Annotated in this window: 14 protein-coding genes; 7 read left to right on the top strand and 7 right to left on the bottom strand. The window is 67.7% G+C overall.

The genetic code is table 11. From position 1 onward, the window contains the following. The 3 genes from ABZ193_RS07550 to ABZ193_RS07540 form a co-directional block, all read right to left on the bottom strand. Positions 1-1,479: hypothetical protein (locus ABZ193_RS07550; RefSeq protein WP_354709282.1), on the bottom strand; the 1,479-nt coding region annotated here is incomplete at its 3' end. A 3-nt stretch (positions 1,480-1,482) separates the two neighbouring features. After that, positions 1,483-1,845 (bottom strand): pilin, encoded by a 363-nt coding sequence (locus ABZ193_RS07545; protein ID WP_354709281.1) that lies wholly within the window; start codon positions 1,843-1,845, stop codon positions 1,483-1,485. Further along, positions 1,845-2,792 (bottom strand): sigma-70 family RNA polymerase sigma factor, encoded by a 948-nt coding sequence (locus tag ABZ193_RS07540; protein WP_354709280.1) that lies wholly within the window; start codon positions 2,790-2,792, stop codon positions 1,845-1,847. The genes ABZ193_RS07545 and ABZ193_RS07540 overlap by 1 nt, the downstream gene beginning before the upstream one ends. 516 nt (positions 2,793-3,308) lie before the next feature. Between ABZ193_RS07540 and ABZ193_RS07535 the strand changes: the two genes are divergently transcribed. Both ABZ193_RS07535 and ABZ193_RS07530 read left to right on the top strand, forming a co-directional pair. Further along, the gene (locus tag ABZ193_RS07535; protein WP_354709279.1) at positions 3,309-3,959 is read left to right on the top strand and encodes a hypothetical protein; all 651 of its coding nucleotides are present in this window, start codon (positions 3,309-3,311) and stop codon (positions 3,957-3,959) included. After that, positions 3,956-4,930, top strand: coding sequence for a DNA methyltransferase (locus ABZ193_RS07530; protein ID WP_354709277.1), 975 nt, complete (start codon positions 3,956-3,958; stop codon positions 4,928-4,930). The genes ABZ193_RS07535 and ABZ193_RS07530 overlap by 4 nt, the downstream gene beginning before the upstream one ends. A 686-nt stretch (positions 4,931-5,616) precedes the next feature. Here ABZ193_RS07530 and dcm read toward each other — a convergent pair. Then, positions 5,617-6,876: a DNA (cytosine-5-)-methyltransferase gene (gene dcm, locus ABZ193_RS07525; RefSeq protein ID WP_354709276.1), complete on the bottom strand. Its 1,260-nt coding sequence runs from the start codon at positions 6,874-6,876 to the stop codon at positions 5,617-5,619. 110 nt (positions 6,877-6,986) lie between these two features. Between dcm and ABZ193_RS07520 the strand changes: the two genes are divergently transcribed. Beyond that, positions 6,987-7,463 (top strand): very short patch repair endonuclease, encoded by a 477-nt coding sequence (locus ABZ193_RS07520; protein ID WP_354709275.1) that lies wholly within the window; start codon positions 6,987-6,989, stop codon positions 7,461-7,463. A gap of 29 nt (positions 7,464-7,492) precedes the next feature. Here ABZ193_RS07520 and ABZ193_RS07515 read toward each other — a convergent pair whose 3' ends face one another. From ABZ193_RS07515 to ABZ193_RS07505, 3 genes are all read right to left on the bottom strand, one after another. Then, positions 7,493-8,413 carry a NaeI family type II restriction endonuclease gene (locus tag ABZ193_RS07515; RefSeq protein ID WP_354709274.1) on the bottom strand — a complete coding sequence of 307 codons (921 nt, stop codon included), beginning with the start codon at positions 8,411-8,413 and terminating at the stop codon, positions 7,493-7,495. 101 nt (positions 8,414-8,514) lie between these two features. After that, complete coding sequence (locus ABZ193_RS07510) at positions 8,515-9,396, bottom strand: hypothetical protein (RefSeq protein WP_354709272.1); 882 nt, start codon at positions 9,394-9,396, stop codon at positions 8,515-8,517. A 162-nt stretch (positions 9,397-9,558) separates the two neighbouring features. Beyond that, positions 9,559-10,341 carry a hypothetical protein gene (locus ABZ193_RS07505; protein WP_354709271.1) on the bottom strand — a complete coding sequence of 261 codons (783 nt, stop codon included), beginning with the start codon at positions 10,339-10,341 and terminating at the stop codon, positions 9,559-9,561. 400 nt (positions 10,342-10,741) lie between these two features. On the opposite strand from ABZ193_RS07505, the gene ABZ193_RS07500 reads away from it, so the two are divergent. The 4 genes from ABZ193_RS07500 (at position 10,742) to ABZ193_RS07485 (ending at position 20,377) form a co-directional block, all read left to right on the top strand. After that, the gene (locus ABZ193_RS07500) at positions 10,742-12,742 is read left to right on the top strand and encodes a hypothetical protein (protein WP_354709270.1); all 2,001 of its coding nucleotides are present in this window, start codon (positions 10,742-10,744) and stop codon (positions 12,740-12,742) included. 16 nt (positions 12,743-12,758) lie between these two features. Beyond that, positions 12,759-13,652, top strand: coding sequence for a hypothetical protein (locus tag ABZ193_RS07495; RefSeq protein ID WP_354709269.1), 894 nt, complete (start codon positions 12,759-12,761; stop codon positions 13,650-13,652). Positions 13,653-13,674: 22 nt separating this feature from the next. Further along, positions 13,675-19,158: a DEAD/DEAH box helicase gene (locus ABZ193_RS07490; RefSeq protein WP_354709268.1), complete on the top strand. Its 5,484-nt coding sequence runs from the start codon at positions 13,675-13,677 to the stop codon at positions 19,156-19,158. A gap of 295 nt (positions 19,159-19,453) precedes the next feature. Further along, positions 19,454-20,377, top strand: coding sequence for a hypothetical protein (locus ABZ193_RS07485; protein WP_354709267.1), 924 nt, complete (start codon positions 19,454-19,456; stop codon positions 20,375-20,377).

Genomic DNA, 20,377 nt, shown 5'->3' with positions numbered 1-20,377 from the left:
CTCGTAGCCGGCCGGCCGCAGCGGCAGCATGAACTGGCCCGACCGGGTCGCCGGAGGGGCCGCCGCAACACCCCCACCGCCACCGCTGGCGGGTCGCTTGCCGCTCTTTCCGCCGTGGGCGGTGCCGGCGCCGCCGAGTAGGCCCATCGTCTTGTAGGCGATGACGCCGCGGGCGAGGGAACCGAGCAGCGACCGGCGCCCGGTGCGCAGCGGGGCCAGGCACCAGAACGGGATCTTGATCAGCACCCACATCAGCGCCAGACACAGCAGCAGGTTCACCAACCCTGACAGCGTCGGCCCGAACACGGTGAACCCGCCCGGGGCGAAGAACACCCGCAACGCCACGACCATCGCCAGCGACTGCCCGACCTGGATGGCCAGCACCCCGCCGAAGGCCTTCCACCACGCCTGCGCGATGCCCTCAGTGTGCGGGAGGGCGTGCCACATCAGCGCGATCGGGGCGGCCGCGATCAGCAGCACGGTGAGCATCACCCGGACGATGAAGGTGAGCAGCAGGACCACGACCATCACGGCGAGCGCGAGCCCGATGAAGATGAGCCACAGCCCGCCGCCGTTGAGCGCGCCGAGCACCATGTCGGTCAGCGCCTTGCCCGCGGTCTGCGGGTTCACGCCCTCGCCCATGACGGCCTGGGCGAGCGCGTTGGCGATCTGGATCGCCTTGGTCGCCACGAACAGCGACAGTGTCCCGGCGAGGAACCCGATCGCGACCCGGGGTGCGATCTCCTTGATGGTGTAGCGGGTTTGCAGGGTCTCGTAGCCCATCACGACGATCCCCGCGACGACCACGATGATGACGTAGACGGCGAGCAGGATCTGCCACGACTCCGTCCACAGCTGCCCGACACTCGGCAGCGAGGACGGCTCGGGGGTGGTCAGCAGCGTCTTCCCGAGTAGCTCGAGCAACGGGTTGAGTGCGTCGGTCACCACGGTGCGGAAGAAGTCGTCGATCGCCTCGGTGACGCAGGCGACCGGGTCGGTGATGCCGCACTCGTCCGCGTCCTCCCCGTCCTGCCCCGGCACCGGTGTCTGGCCGGGGCCGCCGGGTTCGAGCGGGGTCGGCTGCGGAATGCAGTTCGGCCCCTCACATGACGGAGGAGTGGTGGGTGCCGGTGTGCCGGTGCATTCGGGCATCAAGGCGCCGGGGAAGCACGACACCGGCGGCGTTGTTGGGTCCGGCACCAGCGGTGTGCTCGGCACTCCCGAGGGCGGCGGTGGGTTGCCGGTCGGCAGGATGCAGGCCGGGTCGGTCGAGCCTGGTGTGCACGACGGTTCGGTGGGCGGCAGGGGTAGCGGCGGGGGTTGCGCCGGAGCGACTGCGGCCGCGGTCGCTGGCGGTGTCGAGCTGGCGGTGGCGAACGCGAGTCCGGCCAGCGCCGCGAGCAGCGGCACCAGCACCGCGAGCGTGCGCGCCGCGCGCCGCCGGGACGGTTGGGGCGGGTGGGTGGATGGGGTGGTCATGGCTCACACCCCGCCCACGATGCCCTTGAGGATCTCGACCACGAGCGGGGCGAGCGCGGCCAGCCCGAAGCCGATGCCGGCGGCCTTGAACGCGCCCTTGGCCTTCTCCACTTCACCGGGATCACCGGAGGCCATCAGGTAGCGCAGCCCGCCGATCGTGAGGAACACGATCGCGACGCCGGCGAGGATGCCCATGATCCAGTTGCGGATGTTGTTGAGCACCTCGTCGACCGTCGCCGCGAGCGCGACGACATGCACCGTCTCCGCCCGGGCGGCCGGCGATGTCAGAAGCAGCGCGGCGCCGATGAGCCACCCGGCGAGCAATGCGCGATGGCGGCGGGTGCGTGGGGGACGAAGCTGACGCATCAGCGGACCTTCCGAGTCGTCGGCACGTCCGACCGGGTGGCGGTCCGGCGTGGAGGGTGAGCGCGGTCGGCGGGCGCGTGAGACCCGCGCCGGCTAACTCCGGATTTCGCGTCCGTCCGGGACACCCGACGCTGCGCTCCTCGTCGCCGGGCGCGGTGCGTTCGGCTGTTGTCGGTGTCGGCGGCGAGGTGCGCGAGCAGCCGCGCCTCGGCGCGCAGGCGGGCCCGTTTGGCGGCTTCGTAGGTCTGCCCGCGGGACTGGGCGGCCTCGGCCAGCGACAGCTCCCCGAGGCGCGTCGCGGAGATGAGGCTCGCCTCGGCGGCGCTGATCGCTCCCGCCTCGACCGCCGCGGCCAGGACGAGATCCGGGTGACTTCCCGCCCGTACCGGCGGTGCCGAACGGAAGCCGAGATCCTCGCGCGGCCGGGGCCTGTCCAACGCCTCCCGCACCGTCCGCGCCCCCGCTCGGTAGGCCGTCCACCGCAGGCGCACGAGGATCGCCGGCCGGTCCAGATCGACCTCGCGCAGACCGTCGAGGAAGCCGGTCAGGATCGCCGAGTACACGTCGTCCCGGTCACCGGCGAACTCGCGCGTCAAGCTGCGCGCGACCGGCAACAGCACCGGCAACGCCAGGCCTGTGCACGCCACCGTCCAGGTGCCGCCCTCGGCGCGGGAGCGCGTCACCAGATACCGCCACGCCGCATCCCGCGTGGACTGCGAACAGGAGCGCGCGAGCAGCGCGGTACCCAGCTCGTCCAACGGCAGCAGGCGCCGCGGCAGCCCCTCGATGGCGCGGCCATCGACGGCGACCGGGTCCGGCCCGGACACCAGCCACTCGAAGCTGCGCCACGCCAAATCGAACACGTTCTCGTGCTCGACCGCGACCGGCTTGCGCCGCACGAAAAAGACCGGGTTCTTCGGCTCTTTCGCGGACAGAGACAGATCCATGACGACCTCCCAGACAGCGGGGGAACTGACGGATCGCCATAGAGCCATTCGCGGCGCATCAAACCCGCCGCAAGCCCGCTTCACAGGCGTGACAAAACCGCCTCACAAGCGCCTCAACGACGTCGTTTCAGGGCCTGGACCTGCGTCTGATCACCGTCCTGCTGCCGCGAGATCGACCGATGTCCCGAAGGGATCTGCGGTGCGGAGTTAGGGGAGGACAGCGCCACGTGCTCACCCCGCGTGGCCCCGCCGTTCTCAACCCCGGAGGGCCCTCGAATGACCCAGCGATCGCAGTCCCCGGACGGCCGCCCCGCCCGCCGCGGCGACGCGACCCGTCCACCGCGCACCCGCCGCGGAGGCGACCGCCCGCCCTACCCCGGAGCCCGCACACCCCGACCACACGCCACCTCCCGCCCCGGCGCACGCACCACGACGCGACGCTCCACCGCGTCACCCATCCCGGCCACCGTGTGGACGTGCGGCCCCGACCCGATCGACAGCGACCAACCGTGGCCGGTGCCGATCGTGGAAGCGCTGACGACCTCGTTCAGCGCACCCCGGTCCCGCGTCCTGCTCGGCCCGAACGCCGACGAGAACGCAATGAACGCGGTGCGCGCGCTCAACCGCGACATGGAAGCGCTCGCCGGTTTCGAACCGGACAGCACCGACGGGCAGTCCCGACCGTTCTGGGCCGACCTCGTCACCCGTGCCGCAACGCCCACCGCGGACACGCCGACGCCCGAACCGACGGCGGTGGAGCCGGGCGACCGGGTCGACCTGATCCTCATCTCACTACCCGCCGATGCCGCCGCGGTCGTGTCGCTGGACCGGCTGGCGCTGATGGCCGCCGCCTGGCTGCGCTTCGGCGGCATCCTCGCCGTCTACACCCACAGCGACTGGAACCACGGGCACCTGACCGACCCCACCGGCGCCATCATCGCCGCCGCGCAAAACGCCGACCTGCTCTACCTGCAGCACATCGTCACCCTGCACACCCCGGTCCGCGACGGCCAGCTGCGCACCGCACCGACCCCGGCCGCCGCCGTCAACTACGAGGCCGCGCGGCACCGCGCGACCGTCCGTGGTCTGCCCGCGCCGCACCTGCGCGCACACGGCGACGTCCTCGTCTTCGCCCAGCCCAGCGAGCCCGCAGGAGACCACGCATGAACACCTCCACAGCCTTCGGCGATGAGCCGACCGTGCCGATCCCGCGCGCGCTCATCGACGCCATCGACACCACACCCGACCACCCCGGCACGACCGACCCGGGCGAGCTGCCGCTGTCGGTGTGGGTGACCGCACAGACCTCCGCGGCGGCACAGCGCAAAGGCAGCTACGTGCCCGACACGACCGCCCACCCCGCGAAGATGCTGCCCGCCGTCGCCGCACACGCGATCCGCCACTACACCCGCCCCGGCGACCTGGTGTTCGACCCCATGGCCGGGGCCGGCACGACCCTGGTGGAGGCGCTCGACGCCGGGCGGCGCGCGGTCGGCGTGGAGTACGAGCCGCACTGGGTCGCCGTCGCCCGCGCCAACCTCGACCTGGCGCGCGCACGCGGCCACGACCATGACGCCGAGGTCGTGCACGGCGACGCCCGGCAGCTGCCGCACATCCTGCCGGCCCGGCACCGCGGGCAGGTCACCCTCGTGGTGACCTCACCCCCGTACGGGCCCTCCACCCACGGGCAGGTCGTCACCGCCGGCGACCCCAGCGGCGACGGCAAGGTGCACAAGTACCACCACCGCTACGGCAACGCGCTCGACCGCGGCAACCTCGCCAACGTCGGCCACCACCGCCTCCTCGCGGGGTTCACCCGCATCCTCACCGGCTGCGCAGCCGTGCTGCGCCCCGGCGGGCACGTCGCGATCACGGTGCGCCCGTGGCGAGAGCACTCCGAACTCATCGACCTGCCCGCCCAGATCATCGCCTGCGGCGCCGCGGCGGCGCTGGTACCGGTCGAGCGGTGCGTGGCGCTGCTGGCGCGTGTCGCCGAGGACGGCCTCGTCGCCCGTGGCAGCTTCTTCCAACGCGACTTCATCCGCAAACAACGCGAACAGGGACTCCCGCTGCACCTCATCGCCCACGAAGACGTCATCGTCCTCCGGAAACCACTCAACGCGAATGGTGGCGCATGAGCGTCGTCGGCCGGGCTCCGCGCGCGGCCACCGGCGGATGGGTTGCGCTCGCGGGCTACCTTGCCGGGCGCGGTCGCGACGAACTGGACCAGCACCCACTACGTCCTCGTGCTCGGCTCCCTCGTCATCCCGGCCGGTGCGCTGGTGGTGGGTGTCGTGCTCGCCGCGCGGATGTCGTGCAGGACCTCGTTCGGGATCGCTCGTGTCGGTGCCGCTATCGTCGCGGGTACCGCCCTGTCGGCGCTGGTGACCTCACCTCGGATCGCTGCGGCCAGTGCGACGGCATTCCTGGCCTCCGAGCTCTTGGACTCCTGGCTCTACAGCTCTCTGCGGGCGCGAGGCCGGGTGATGGTAATGACGGGGCGAACGCGGGCGGACTCGTCGTGGACAGCGCGGTGTTCGTGCCGTTCGCGTTCGGGTCACTGACCCTGCTACCCAGACAACTTGCCGGCAAGGCACTGGCCACCGTGGTGGTGGTAGCGGGTGCTGTCCCGGCGGCGGGCGGAGGCACGGCCGTGAAGTTCTACCGGGGCACGCACCAGCCCGCCTGGCGCGGGGCGGGCTCACTCACCTAATGGCTAAAGGTTGACGCGGGGCCAGCTTGGACCGTGTCGATGCAACCCTCTAACGCAAGTACCATGAGTTGCTCTGTCTGGTTGCCGTGCCTTGCGCGGATTGTGTGTACTTTAGCTGATCCTGGCGCGGTTCTGGAGAAAGAGGTCATGACGAACGTGGTCGTCCTGGCCGGTGAAGGCCTTGAACTGGCCGATCTTGTAAGCCGTCGTGCTGCTGCCATTGCGGACGTCTAAGTCAAAATCACGGCTGAGCAGGCTGATTCGCCGTTCCAGCTCGTGCGTTTCGAGCGTGACACCGATTGCGCGGGCGATCTGGCTGGCGGTCAGGTATCCATCGGCGGCTCGCAGGGCCCGGTAAATCGGGTCATGCGCGGTGTCGACCGTGCGTTCTGATGGACTGCCCTTCTTCAGCAGGGCGGCCTTGACCGAGCGCCCGACTGCCTCGGCGACTGGTGGAGGGAACGCGTTGCCAATCTGGCGGTAGCGTGAGGTTTTCCTGCCCTCAAAGCGCCAGTTCCACTCAGGGTTCCATCCCTGAAGCAAGCTGACCATCTCGGTCGTCAGTTTCGGGCCGACCGGGTACTCGTCGTCCGGTCCAGGTGGCTGGTCCGCGACACCCATCGCATCGACCCCGAGTTGTGCCCAGGCACGCTTCGCGCGGGTGGGGCCCAGGTCCGCGCCCCCGTGTTTTTTGGAGCCACCGACGATCGTCGGTGCGATGTCGTTGGCTTTCTCAACCCACTCTTCGGTGCCCTTCCAGCCCCGTGCGCCCATCATCCCTTTGAGCGTCTGGCCCACGGTGGGTGCCTCGCCTTGTGGCTCCGGCCAGCGGAAGTAGGGAGCGTACTCATCCTGCAGCGCCACGAGCACGAACCGCGGCCGCAGCTGGGGCACGCCAAAGTCCGAGGCGTGGAGGAGCCGCCATTCGGCGACATACCCGAGTTCGCCCAGCCGGTCGAGGACGTGCTGCCGGTAACCGGAGAAGCGGGGCATGCTCAGGCCGCGCACGTTCTCCAGTAGAAGTGCCTTGGGCTTGAGCACTTTGCATTGCTCGACGGCCCAGGCGAACAGATCCCGCTCATCGTTCGCGCCGAGCTGCTTGCCTGCGATGCTGAACGGGGGGCAGGGGACCCCGCCGGCGAGCAGGTCGAACTTCTCCGGCAGGGCCAGCTTGTTGCGGTGTGCTTCTTCCCACACTGCGGGCTCAGCCACGTCGCCGGTGATGACGTGCCAGTCACGGTTGGCGCGCAAGGTTGCGGAGGCGGCCGGGTCAAGCTCGATCGCGAGCTCGTGTTCGAAGCCTGCTCGCTCAAGCCCGAGCGCCTGCCCGCCTGCGCCGGCGCAGATCTCGACGACCGTCAGGTTCCCCATCGGCGCTCCCTTCGCTGGTGGTGTGCCCGTTGGCCGGCTGGCCGTGCGGTAGGGTCCGGCACCGCGGGAGCTGATGTGCTCCTGCGGGAACCGGGATGATCGTGTCGGGCATGGACAGTAGCGTGGGTGGTAAGGCTGCAGGTGCAGCGGGGGCCTACCCCTCGCCGCTCAACGAAGGCCGCTCGCGCAACATGCGCGCTAACCGCCGGACGGACACCAAGCCGGAGCTGGCGCTGCGGCGCGCCCTCCATGCGCAGGGTTACCGGTACCGCAAGGACCTGCTCCTCCGGCTCGACGGGGGCGTGCGGGTGCGGCCTGACATTGTCTTCACCGCACGCAAGGTTGCCGTGTTCGTGGACGGCTGCTTCTGGCACGTGTGTCCGCTGCATGGCCGGCAGCCGACCACGAACGACTGGTACTGGGCGCCGAAGCTGCGCCGCAACGTCGAGCGGGACCGGCTGGCCGACCAGGCGCTGCAGGCCGCGGGATGGGTGGTAGTCCGGGTCTGGGAGCACGAGCCCACCGATGAGGCGGCGCGCCGCGTGACCCACGTTCTCGAACACGGGTTCGAACCTAGCGGATCGTGACCGCGGACCGCTACCGACACGCCGGATTACTACTTGTGGGGGATCTGCGGGGCCGGGGCGATGGGGTCGCCCGGCAGGGCGACCACCCACTCCGTGCCGTTCGCGTCTGTGAAGGTGCCGCGGTCTTCGTGGTGGGGCTGCCGGGGCACGAGGCGTGCACTGACGAACTCGCCGTCTCCGGGGACGGGCAGGCCGAGGTCGGCGGCAGCCTTCTGGTGCAGCCTGTACTGGCCCAGTACCACGATGCCCTGGTCAGCGAGGTCTCGTGCGCCGCCGCCGCCGCGTGCTCGCCGCATGAAGTCCAGCTGCTGGGCGACGGTGCCCACGACGGCCCTGCGGATGATCCGCCCCTGGGCCCGCAGGAACAGCTCCTTAAGCCGCCGCTGCCCGCTGGGCTGGCTGAAGATCGCCTCGATGTCGGCCGGGGTCAGGCGGAGCAGAACGTTCTCCGGCAGCGGTGCCTCGTGGAACAGCCAGTGAATGTTGCTTTTGCCGAGGGGGTTCAGGGTGGCCTTGATGTCGCGGTTGCGGCCGGCGTTGAGGTACTCGTCCCGGACGCGGACGATGCCGAGGCTCCAGATGCCGTCCTGGTCGCTGGCCGCGACGACCATGCACAGCTTGCCGAAGGCTTCCGGCGGGATCATCCAGCTCCTTCCGTGGGAGTACTTGCAGTCCACGTCGACTCCCGCGATGGAGTAGTCGAGCTTAGCCCCGTCGGCGAAGTTGAATTCCCGCTGCAGGTTGATCTCGATCAGGGTGCCGCAATGCGTTTTCTCGGTCTTGTGCAGCTGCTCCCAGCGGTAGCGGCCGGTGTTGGGGCCGTCAAGCAGCATGTCCAGTGTGCGGCGGATCGCCAGGGCCGCCCGTCTCTTGAAGTCGGGTATGGCCAGCAGTTCGGCCTTGACTTTGTCCAGCTCAGGGTCGGTGTCCTGGAAAAGTGACTCGATCACGCATGAAGGTTATCCGGAGGGAGCGACACTTCCGGCACTTCTGTCCGGGCTGCCGGGCGCGGGAAGTGGCTGTGTGGCGTCCGCGGCGGAACCCGCAAACGCTACTGTGCGGCAGGCAGCTGGGCCAGCTGGCGGGCATGAGCGGCGATGCTCTCGATCGCGGGAAGGTGCACGGTCCCGTACTCCTCGGCGGGGGCAAGCTCGATCGTGCTGAACGTGAACGGCGGATCGGCGTCGTTGAGCAGCGATACCGGCGACTTCTTCCGCCCGCGGGAGCCTAACGCGAACTCGGAGTTGCCCACCCGGACGCTCAGAATGTGCCGCCCGATCCAGCAATCAGTCCTGAACAGTGCGTCGGCGAGGGGATGCGCCCGGGCGTCAACACCGGACGCGCGCAGATGCACCAGCGTGTAGATGTCACGGACAAGCCCGTAGTAGGCGTTGCCGATGCGCCACGTCAGGGCATCCTTCGCGACAGCCCTCCTGACGCCGTCCGCTATGAGTTCGTGCAGGCGGCCCTCCGCCTCCCGGCCGAGCATCGCCCAGCCTTCGTCCGTTGCGGTGAAGAAGCGGTGGAACTCCTGCCAGGTTGGCAGCTTGCCTTCTTTTTCGAGCAGGAAGTGTAGAAGATGGGTAAAGGCGTAGGACGGATACCAGTTTTTGGCCTTGCCGATGCGTTCGACAGTTCGGCGGCTGATGTCGCCCAGCGGGTGCTCGTTCTCCCGGAATGTCCGTTCGACATCACCCGGTGTAAGGGTATAAAGCACCCGTGTCTCATGGTTCTGCACGGTCCGGATGACGCCGGCGCGATGCAGGCGCCGCCGGCCGATCCAGCGGTCATACTCCGCCCGCCCTCCCGGCGCGGAGAGGAATAGGGAGCAGACCTCGCCGGACGTGGTCACCAGCATGCATTCCCCCAGAATGCCTACGGATTCTGCCTTCTTTCGCCAGGCTAGCCCCGCAGCGCCGACAGTTTCATGCACGTGCAGCCAGGTTGTTGCCCGGCGAGTCTATCCCGGGGGCAGCTGGCCGAGGCTTCGCACTTTGAGATTGAGTGGCAATCACCGTCGGCCGCCTGTCCTGACGTGCTTGGCCTGGACGTATCGCTGGCAGCCGTGCAGGTCGACCGCCAAGCCGTGGATAACTCAGTGGTCACGCACCATTTTGCGCAGCTCATCCATCAGTTGTTCCCGCTCTGAAGCCGACAGCCGCCGTGCCTGATCGTGGAGTTCGTCGAGCTTGGTGCGGGTGTGCCGGTTATTAAGGAGCCGGCGGAGGAGCTCGCGTTTTTCCTTGCCACTGAGCCCGCGGAGGGATGGCAGGACCTCGGACAGGCGCGGCGGATCGTGCATCTCATCCCGTACTGGTTCGTTGCAGCGTGCGCACTCTGTCTGCAGCTCGTCGACCGTGGCCTCCTTGCTGAGGCGCATTCCTGGGATCCGGTGACCGAGCGTGAGCCTAGCGGTCCGTCCGGGCTGGTCGTCGTACTCCTCTCGGGACCCTATCCCGCAGATTACACATTTGCCCGCATCACGCTCGTAGACTTTACGGCGGGTGCTGTCCTTCGGCTGGTCGTCGGCGGGGCGAGGTGTGCCGGTGCCAGGATGCCAACCGATCTTCACGATGCGGTATTGGTCGTGAGACAGGCTGCCATCATCGCGTTGTGAAGCGATTGTCCAGCCATCACGGCGCCGCAGGTTGCGCAGCCGCCGGTTGAGATGCTCCTTGTCGTTCGGCACAGTCTCCTCGCCAAGCGCCTCGCGGAGCATCCGCATCGTGAAAGTTCCGTCCTGACCCACATGGCAGGCGAGGTAAGCAGAGATCTTCTGCTCATCGCCGAACTTGAGCTTCTTCTTGCCCGGTGCAATCGTCAGCCGCCACCACAGGGTGCCGTCCGGCGCGTACGCCTCTGGCCCGTACCTGCCCATGTCACTCCTGGCCGTCACGACATCCTGTTTAGCCGGCGACCAGGCGCCTCCCGTAAAGGCCTCGCCGGTCGAGGCAGGGGCGGGATGCGTTGAGGGGGATGGGGCCACCCCGCTTGGCCTCTGCCCGACCGACGCACGCTTGCACAGCGTGTAACACCGGGCCTTCATCCGGCGACAGAGGGGATACGAAACGACGCGAACGACGAGGGCAGCTCGACGCGCAGTTCACCGGCAACGACTGAACGCAAGGTGACAGCAGCCCAGGTTTACGGCTGGGGTGAAGGCGCCGATGAGCACTGTGTGTAGTCAGTCAGCTACCGGTTCACCGCGGGCTCCAGCCGGCTACCACTGGTGGCAAGAGTTGTTCGCCGACATGTTCTTCCGGAGCGGGGTCCCCGTCGTGTTGTTCGTCGACGACGAGGAACTGCAGCGACTCTGGTCCGGGGCCGGAGACGACGCAGCCACAGCGTTGTCCGCCGCGGTTGCCGAGGAGGTCGACGTTGCCCGCGGGCGGCACATGTTCGCGCGGCTGAGCTCGAAGCAGGCAGAGTGGCAGCGGGGTGACCGGCGGATGCCACCACCGACGTTGCCGCTTCTCGCGCTCACGGTCCTCGCCGCCACCAGGATGCACCGCGACATGGAGAACGCGGCGCACAGCTTCTACATCCGCCTTGCCCAGGCGCTCGCGCCGGATGCGGACCAGCAGATGCAACAGGACATTCGGCGGGCGCTCCGTGAGGATGGCGCGTTCGTCCAGGTCGCGGCCATGTGGCGCGCGCTGCACGATTGGCTGACCAGCGCTGGCGGCGAATTCGGCATCTCGACGATCATGAATCATCCGGAGCTGACGCGAATCGGATATCCACTCTCGCAGGCCGTCCTGCGGCGCGCTGACCGCGCCGAGCTCACCCGGTTCTTCGCCGCGCTTGACCTGAAGACCCACGGCGTGCCTGGCCGACACGCGCTGTTGTCCCAGTTGAGGCTATGGATGTCCAGACCTCGTGGGTTCAGCGAGGCGTTTCAAGAGACGGTCTGTGACCCGGTGAGGGTGACACTCCTGGAACCGACGATTGCCCGGCTGGCGCGGCACTGGGACGGGCGCATCGTCACCAACGATGGGCTTCAGTGCCTGGAGATCAGGCTGGTTCTTGATTTCAGGAGGCAGACCGCCAGGTGGGCTATCACGGCCGCAGATGGCGTGGACACCGATCTCCTGCAGGGTGACATCGGTGGCCAGCGGTACGAGGTTGGCATCTCCCGGGACCCCTACAGCAAGCTGTATCTGGCCGACGCCGTACTTCCCGCCACACCTCAGGCCATCCGGAAGGGAGTGCGCCTGCAGGGCAGCCAGTCCGCCGCCTATTTCGCGCCTAGCTCAGTAGTCGTCCTCGCCGAAGACCCTGACGCGGGCGGATGGCTGTCCTGCCAGTCGGTCATCCCCTATGAACGGCACGTCATCGCGGCGTCCGAGGAGGTGGCTGCGCAGGTCGAGGAGGTGCTGGATCGGGCAGCTGAACGCGGGTGGCGGGCAGTGAGGCAAGCGCCCACAACCCGGCAGTTACTGCCCCGATGGCGAATCTTCACGGCTGTCACTTTCAGTGATCAAGCTCGCTTGGACATGGCACTGAGAGAGACACCGGTGCTGCGGTCGTCCCCGGTCCGCCCGGACGTCGTTGCCAGGCCTCAACTCGCTCAGGGCTTGCCGCTGGCCAGGCACCTGGGCCGAAGCTTCTATCTGCAGGGCGGCGAGCCCGATCTGTTGCTGCCTAGCGGAGAGCCGGATCGCCAAGTCACCGCCGCGCTCGACGGCGTCCGCCAGCAGCCGCCGTTCAGCGCGTCCGGCTTCCCTATCCCGCTCCGCCGCAGAGGGCCGCTCAGCATCGGCGAGCACGAGATTCAAGTGGACGGCGAACGGCTCGCCTTGCACATCCTTGACGCCGAGCCCTCCGGCAGCCCGGCGCGCTGGGGCGGGATCGGCTGGAACAAGCAGGCGCAACTGACTGATGACCGGACGGCGTTTCAGGTCTGCGGAGCGGAGGTGACCGGGCCGGACGATCCGGAACCGGTGCTCGCCCGTCGCGGGCAGGACGAGACGTGGCTGCTGCATCACAATGGCGCCTGCCAGCAGGTACACGAGCCGGCGCCCGCGCCGGCAATGTCCTCGGTGCTCGAATCCCCGCCCTACTACTTCGAGCTCATCCCCGCCAGAACGGCCGCGTGGCTGGCCCAGCGCCGCGGCGCCCACTGGCGGCTCCGGAAGCTGAGCCCGCTCGGCCCCGTGTTTACGCAGCTTGATCGTGACTCTATGGCGCTATGGCCACGGGTTGCCCGGCATGAGGTGCCAGGTGAACCGCTCTGGGACGCGTACCGCGAGGAGTGGGAGCGGCACAGTGGACGCTGACCTGATGCTGCGGTGGATGAGCGAGATCGGAGCGGGCGGAATCCGGCAGCTGCGCCAACGTGCGGTGTGGCTGGCCCGCACGTCAGACACGGACGCCACGGCCGCTGCAAGCGGACGGTGGGTACGGGAACTGTCTGCACTTGGCCACACGGAGATGTGGTGGGATCAGGATCGCTGGGCGGCGGCGCCGCCTGTCGTGGTGCGGCTGCCCGCCGCCGACGGCACCGCGATCGTGACCGGTGCGCGGCCGGCGGGTATGGCAGAACAGCTGCAGGGCAGTGACGTCGCCTTCCACGTCCACCACAGCGACCCAGCACCCGGCGAGCTGCCCTTGCCCGCCTCTTGGTTCGTCCAGTTCGACGAGGTCGCCGTGCTGCGGGAGGCGGCGGCCAGCGCCGGAGCCCGGTACGCGGGCTGCGCGGCCGCCCGGCTGGCCGCGCAACTGCCAATAGCCAGCCTCGGCCTTCCCGCCGCGCCACCCACCCGCATGGCGGAGCTGGAGCACCTCAGCACCGCCGGACGATTCGTCCATATCACCGGCAGGCCGCGCCTCTATGGCCTCTACCGTCTGCGGGTGAACGGCCGCATGGTCCACCTCTATCGGCGCGGAGATGAGTGGTTCCATTGCGACCGCGCCATCGGCACCTTCCTCGATCTGGCACGTCGGGGCGTCCGCGTCCTGCGGTGGCGATCCGAGGGCTGTGAAGGACGGACACAGATCGGGACGCTCTTCGTGGACCACCACGCCATGCCCTTGCCTGCGCTGCAGGCGAGGGCATTGACGCTGTGCAGCGGCCGCCCGCCCGAGTCCAGCCAGTCCGCGCAGACAAGCAGCTACAGCAACGTGCCCCTCGCGATCGCGAACCAGGTTGCGGAATCGCTGCACCAGGCCATCGAGCAGATTCCCTAAGCACGAGGAGGCGTGAGCAACTGTGACCGCTCCGCACAATGAGCCCGCACGCCGTCTCAGTGCGCTCGGCACCTTTGAGCGCCTGCGCGACGCGTACCTGCGCTACTACGACACGCCTTTCGGGCTGATGGACCCCCGCCTCGCGGAGGAACGCCGCGCTCTGCTTGACCGGGACGGCGGCATCTACCGGCTCCCGCTGCTTGAGCTGCGACCCGAGTACGTCGACGTGGGGCGGACCCTCGCCGCGTCCATGCAGGCAACCGGGGCACCACCGGAACTGGCCGGATTCGCCGCAGCAGGCCTCATCCCGCCGGGCCGCCCGCTGTACCGGCACCAGGAGGATGCGCTGCGAGCCGGACTGGCCCACGGTCAGAACATGGTGATCACCGCCGGCACAGGATCAGGAAAAACCGAATCGTTCCTCCTGCCTGTGCTGGCGGCGCTGCTGGCCGAATCCGCGCGCTGGACCGGCACACGGGCACCGGAGACAACGCCGTGGTGGCGTTCGGATTCCGCGGCGTTCCGGGAGCAGCGGGCCGGCGAGACTGGCCGGTCTCAAGCGGTTCGCGGCCTGATCTTGTACCCGATGAACGCCCTCGTCGACGACCAGCTCACCCGCCTGCGCAAGGCGCTCGACAGTGACGCGGCGCGCGCCTGGCTGGACGCTAACCGCCGGGGGCACCGCTTCTACTTCGGGCGCTACACCGGCGCCACCCCAGTCACAGGCCATCCCGGGAACAACCTCGCCGTAAAGGACCTGCGCCGGTACCTGCGGCAGACCGAGGAACGGGGGCGGCAGGCGATCAAGCGTTCCTGGGAGGATGGGCGGGAAGACATTCAGTACTTCGTGCCCCGGCTCGACGGCGCGGAGATGCGATCCCGCTGGGACATGTCCGCCGCACCGCCAGATATCCTGATCACCAACTACTCGATGCTTAACGTCATGCTGCTGCGGGAGCGGGAAGGCCACTTCTTCGACTCGACCCGCGCCTGGCTCGACGAAGCCCCGGATAACCGCTTCACCCTCGTGGTTGACGAGCTGCACATGTACCGCGGCACAGCAGGAACCGAAGTCGCCTACCTCATCCGGGCCCTGAAGAACCGGCTCGGGCTGCACCGGCGACCGGACAAGCTGCGCATCCTCGCCGCCTCGGCGTCCCTCGAGCCTGGCCGTGACGAGGACTACCTGCAGGAGTTCTTCGGCGTGGACGCCGGCACATTCCGGTTCATCGCCGGGGAGACCGTCCAGCCGCCGGCTGGACCGCCGGCGACGGCAGACGATGCGTCGAAGCTTGAACTTGCGCCACCGGAACAGCTGGCTGGCCTGGCCCGCGAACTGAAAATCCCGGATGCGTTGCGCCGTGCCTTCCAGGAGCCCGCCGGCGATTCGCGGATTACCACCGTGGCGAAGCCTGCGGCAGCACTGGCCGAGAAGGTGTTCCCCGATGCGCAGCCTGAAACCGCCGTCCCGGTCCTGCGGCGTGTCCTCGACAGTCTCGCCGCAGCGCCCGCCGCAGGCGATCCCAGGCTGCGGGCCCATCTCTTCTTCCGCAACGTGCCCGGCATGTGGGCGTGCACCGATCCGCAATGCGCCGCGATTCCGGGCGGAACCTACCCCGAACGGACAGTGGGCAAGCTGTATGCCGAGCCCGCGGCCCGATGTGACTGCGGGGCACGAGTCCTGGAACTGTTGTACTGCCAGAACTGCGGCGACGTCCTGCTCGGCGGATTCGCCCCCCAGGGCGCCACGCAGGACAGCTGCGTCGACACCATGCTCCTGGCCGACATCCCGGAACTGGCGAAACTGCCAGACCAGGTCAAACTCGAGCGCACCGCCGCCAACTATCTCGTCTACTGGCCCCGGCCGGTGCCGGCCCTGTCCCAGCTGGACACCAACAAATGGTGGGCTGACAAGAGAGCGGTTGAGTACGCCTTCCGGCGCAGCGTCCTGGATCCCCACATCGGCGAACTCCGCAACACGCCGGACGAGCCCACAGGCTGGAGCTTCCACGTCAAGGTCAAGCGCACCAAGACGGGCGGATTTCAGCGGGAACCAGAGTCCCTCAGTCCATACCCAACCCGCTGTCCTGCATGTGGCGACGACTGGGAGATCAAGTACGGCCCGAATCCCCTGCCACACACTGACAAACGGCGGCAACGCTCGCCGATCCGGGGAATGCGAACCGGTTTCGAAAAGATCAACCAGGTCCTGACCACCGAGCTGGCCGGGGACCTGCCGGACGATGAGCGCAAGGCCATCGTCTTCACTGACAGCCGCCAGGACGCAGCGAAACTCTCGGCCGGCCTGGGCCTGCGCCACTATCAGGACCTCCTGCGCTTGCTGCTCTACACCGAGCTCCAGCAGCACGACGACACGGAAACCGACCTGCGCCTAGCCCGGAACCATTACGCGCGCGCCGAACGGAGTGACGAGTCGTGGGCGGCCGTACGGCGGCTTAACGACCGGGATCACGCAGCCCTCGGCGAGTTGCGCGAGATCTGGGAAGACGCGCCCGGCGCGATCCCGGAGCGCGAGGGGACACTGGTCTCCCAGCTATCCCGGCCACTCACCCTCGAACAACTTGCAAACAAACTCGCCGCAGAGCTGGTGTCTATGGGAATTAACCCGGGGGGACCGAGAGCGAGCCTGCAAAGCAGAGGGAACCAGCGAGACCACACCACGTGGACGAGTCTCTACGACTGGAGAGCAACGCCACCACGTCTCCGCGGAAGCCTTAGCCCTGTCCAGCAGAGCCTGCTTGCAGACATCCAGGATTCCCTGATCAACGAGATGCTGAACGGGCTGTTTTCCGGCAGCGGAAGGGACTTCGAGTCTCTCGGACTGGGATGGCTCGCCCTTCACGACGACGCAGGGCCGGCTGATGGAACGGTCACATCTCCTTCCGCCTACGCCCGGGCTGCTCTGCGAATTCTAGCCGATCAGCGCCGCTTCAACGGGCTCCGCGAGCGGCGGGACGCCCCGCCTCCGCGCCTGCGCGGTCTCTGGGAGGAAATCGAGCGCCGCGGCGGCCCGTCAGCCGACGAGCTCCGCGACATCGTCACCACTCAATGGAGAGGTGCTGTCAAAGACTTTGTGATCGACCCCGCCCAGGTGACCTTGCGTGCACCTGCCAGCCACGCATGGACCTGCCCCGAGTGCCGACGGCAGCACCTAACCATCGGGTGCGGCCGCTGCACGAAGTGCTACGCCCCGCTTCCAGTCCAACCGTCCGAGCTGCACGTTGACAGCGACTACTATGCATGGAAGGCCACAAGTGGCATCGGCCGCTTCCGGCTTCACTGCGCCGAGCTCACTGGGCAGACCGATCGCCTCGACGCCCAGTCCAGGCAGGCGCGATTCCAGGGCGTGTTCCTCGATCAGAATGAGCGCGAGCTGCCGGACTCGGTCGACCTGCTCTCGGTGACAACCACCATGGAAGCTGGCGTCGACATCGGTTCGTTGTCGGCCGTGGTACTGGGCAACATGCCGCCCACCCGGTTCAACTACCAGCAGCGAGTTGGACGTGCCGGCCGGCGGGAGAACCCGGTCGCGATCGCACTGACGGTCTGCCGCGGACGCAGCCACGACGAGTACTACTTCGAACGCCCGCAGGCGATCACGAATGACCCGACGCCTGAGCCGTACCTTGCGCTCGGCCGCGAGGAGATCTACCTGCGGTCGCTGCGGAGCGAGGTGCTCCGGCTGGCAATGGCCGACATCGCCGCCGATGCCATCGCACGTGGGGCCGGCATGGACTTCACGTCCAACGTGCACGGGGCCTTCGGGCTTACTGCCGAGTGGCCAGTGCTCCGCCCGCTGCTTGAGGCGTGGCTCCATGACAACCACGACGCTGTCTCCCGGGTTGCACTCGCCTTAGCCGATCACACTCCCTTTGCAGGCGCCGCTGCGGACTTCGCACGTGACCACATCGGCCAGCTCGTACGGACCATCGACGAGTCGGTGAACAGTGCGTCCGGTCACCACGAATTGAGTCAGCGGCTTGCCGGAGACGGCGTGCTCCCGATGTTCGGCTTCCCGAGCAGCGTCCGCTACCTCCATCTGCACCGGCCCAGGCATGCATACCCGTGGCCGCCCAGCGGTGTGATCGACCGTGACCTCGCGATGGCTGTGAGCCAATTCGCTCCACTCAGCGAAGTTGTCCGTGACGGCAAGGTTTATCCGGTCGTCGGCATCACCGCCTTCCGGCCCGTGCGGCCGCAACCGCAGCCCGAAAGCGATCCACTCGGGCCAGCCCGGATCATCAGCGTTTGCCGCTCCTGCTCCTACCTCACCGACGTCCCCGCCGACGGCGGATGCGACCAGCCCGCAAACTGTCCGCGGTGCGATGCGCCGCCGGGAACCTTCAGCACCATGCCGCTGCGTGAGCCACTCGGATTCCGGGCGGGACCTTCACGCGACTTCGACGGCAACTTCTCGTGGTCGCCGAGATCCATTTCGTCACGCGCCCACACTGATCTCGCCACTCTGAAGCAGGTCCAGCACAAGGGCGCAGTGGTGTACTCAGGGCCCGGACGTCGTTTCGTCATCAACGACAACGGCGGGCGGCTCTTTGCCCTTAAACCCGCCGCAGGTGACCAGCCTAACTGGGGCGGATTCGTGTCGGTTGACGCAATTGATCGGGAATTGGTGCGCGCCGACACCGCGGCCGGGGAGGTCACCGAGGTTGCGATCGGGGCGGTACAGCCCACCGACTTCCTGTTCCTCGGGCCACAGCAGCCCACCGCCCGTGATCAGGGCATCAACCTCAGGCTCGCCGTGAGGACGCCACAGCCATCAGGTGCACGAGATCACGCCGAGGGGCGGCGCGGCGCATGGTTCTCCCTCGCCTTCCTGCTTCGCACTACAGCTGCAGCACTACTCGATGTCCAGCCACTGGAGCTCACTGCCGGTATCTACTCCGGCCACGTCAACGGTGCACCTGCACCGTTCGCGTTCGTCGCCGACACCCTTGAGAACGGCGCCGGATTCAGCAGCCACCTGGGCGACCCCGCCGTACTGCCGGACCTTCTCGAGCGCATTGACGGATACCTCCAGGAACTCATCGATCACGAGCATGCGGGGGCCTGTGACTCGTCGTGCTATCGGTGCCTGCGCGACTACGGCAACATGGCCTACCATGCCCTGCTCGACTGGCGGCTTGCCCAGGACCTCTTCGAGGTTCTCATGGGACGTGGCCTGCGGCCCGATGCAGCACGTGAGAGAGCAGTGCTCGAACGCTGGTCGAAGGGATACAACGCGATAATGATCGAAGATACTCCCGCCCATGCAGCATACTTCGACACGATCGAGGGAACCGGGGTCGTCGTCGCACGCCATCCTCTGGAGAGTTCCGACCGGGCGCTGATCGCTCCACGGCTGGCGGAAACAGCCAAGATAGCCGCCAGTCTGCACCCCGGCTCCCCGATCGTGTTTGTCGACACCTTCACACTCGACCGCGCCCCGGCCAGGGTCCTCGAGATGTGCGACGAGGCAAGCCAACCCTAAGAGCTGGATACCGCTGGCATCTGACCCAGTCGTAGCTGGCGCTACCGTCTCGTGTGTGCGCCGGGCGTCTGCGGGTGAGTGCGGAGCAGCTCTTTCGCGGAATGAGGCGAGTAGCCTGCAGCGTGCCGAAGCTGCGTGTCACCATTTAGTGGCGTCGGCACGTTGCGCAGCCGGTGGTGCTCCGTGCAGGTTCCGTCGGTGAGTGGGTCCGGCTTCGGACTAGGAGTCCTCTCGCCGCAGCGATCTTGCTCCGCAACTATGGTCGTCCCATCGTTCGTCGAAGGGAAGGATACTCGTGCAGATCGGTGATGAGCAGATTTACCGTGCGCGCGACTATGACCGGTCGCAGCGGGTGCGGATCGTTGCGGTCGACAGGCGGAAGAAGACTGCTCGCTACGAGGTTGAGTTTCTCGATGGTGAGGACGCCGGCAAGCAAGAGAACGTTTCAGCTAACCGGCTTCGCGGACCATGGGCTGAGGTCGCTGGCTACGACGAGATGATGGCGAACTGGGAGCGTCTCGCAGCGTTCGAGCTGACCGGTCCGGAGCAAACGGCCGCATCGACTGTATTCGAGGCGCTGATCCCTGCGTCGGTCGCGGAGTGGGAGTGGTCGCCTGTTCGCTGGGTGACGACGATCTTCGATCCGGTCGCGCTGGAGCCACTCATCGGCCTTCCGGCAAACGAGCTGATCGATCAGGTTGACTCATTTACGACTGCCGATGGGGAGGTGCTGTCCGCTGAGGGAACCTTGAAGCTCGCCGAGTTCGCATGCCGGGTGAACCCGCACCCAGTACTCCAATGGGTTATAGAGGATGAGCGACGATACCGGGACAAGACGAAGCGCGGTGCCCCGATCGTCCACGACGGGCACGAGACGACGACTGACCCCGAGTGGGAGTACCAGTGGTATCTGGAACATGGCCGCCCGGTGCACGAACTGTTACGGGGCTGGTGCGGTCACCGCGCCGTCACGATGAATGAGCGGCTGGCCGCGGCCGAGGCGGAGGTCCAACGTTTGGACGTGCTCATTACCCGGCTGATAGACCAGATGAAGGATAACGGGCACAGCATATTCGCCGAGGTGATGGAGCGCGTCCATGAAGAAGAGCGGATTACCCCGGCCAATTACCGCCCCGTCGTCGACCGGCCCCTCAAACCATCAGAAATTCCCGTCCGCTATGAGCGCGCCCCGCGTCGCTGGGGATACAACCGGTGGTGA

This window comes from Amycolatopsis sp. NPDC006125 (genome assembly GCF_040614195.1).
GTDB classification, from domain to species: Bacteria; Actinomycetota; Actinomycetes; order Mycobacteriales; family Pseudonocardiaceae; genus Amycolatopsis_E; species Amycolatopsis_E tucumanensis.
Note: the sequence above shows the minus strand (reverse complement) of the source record. Positions and strands in the feature narration are given on the sequence as shown.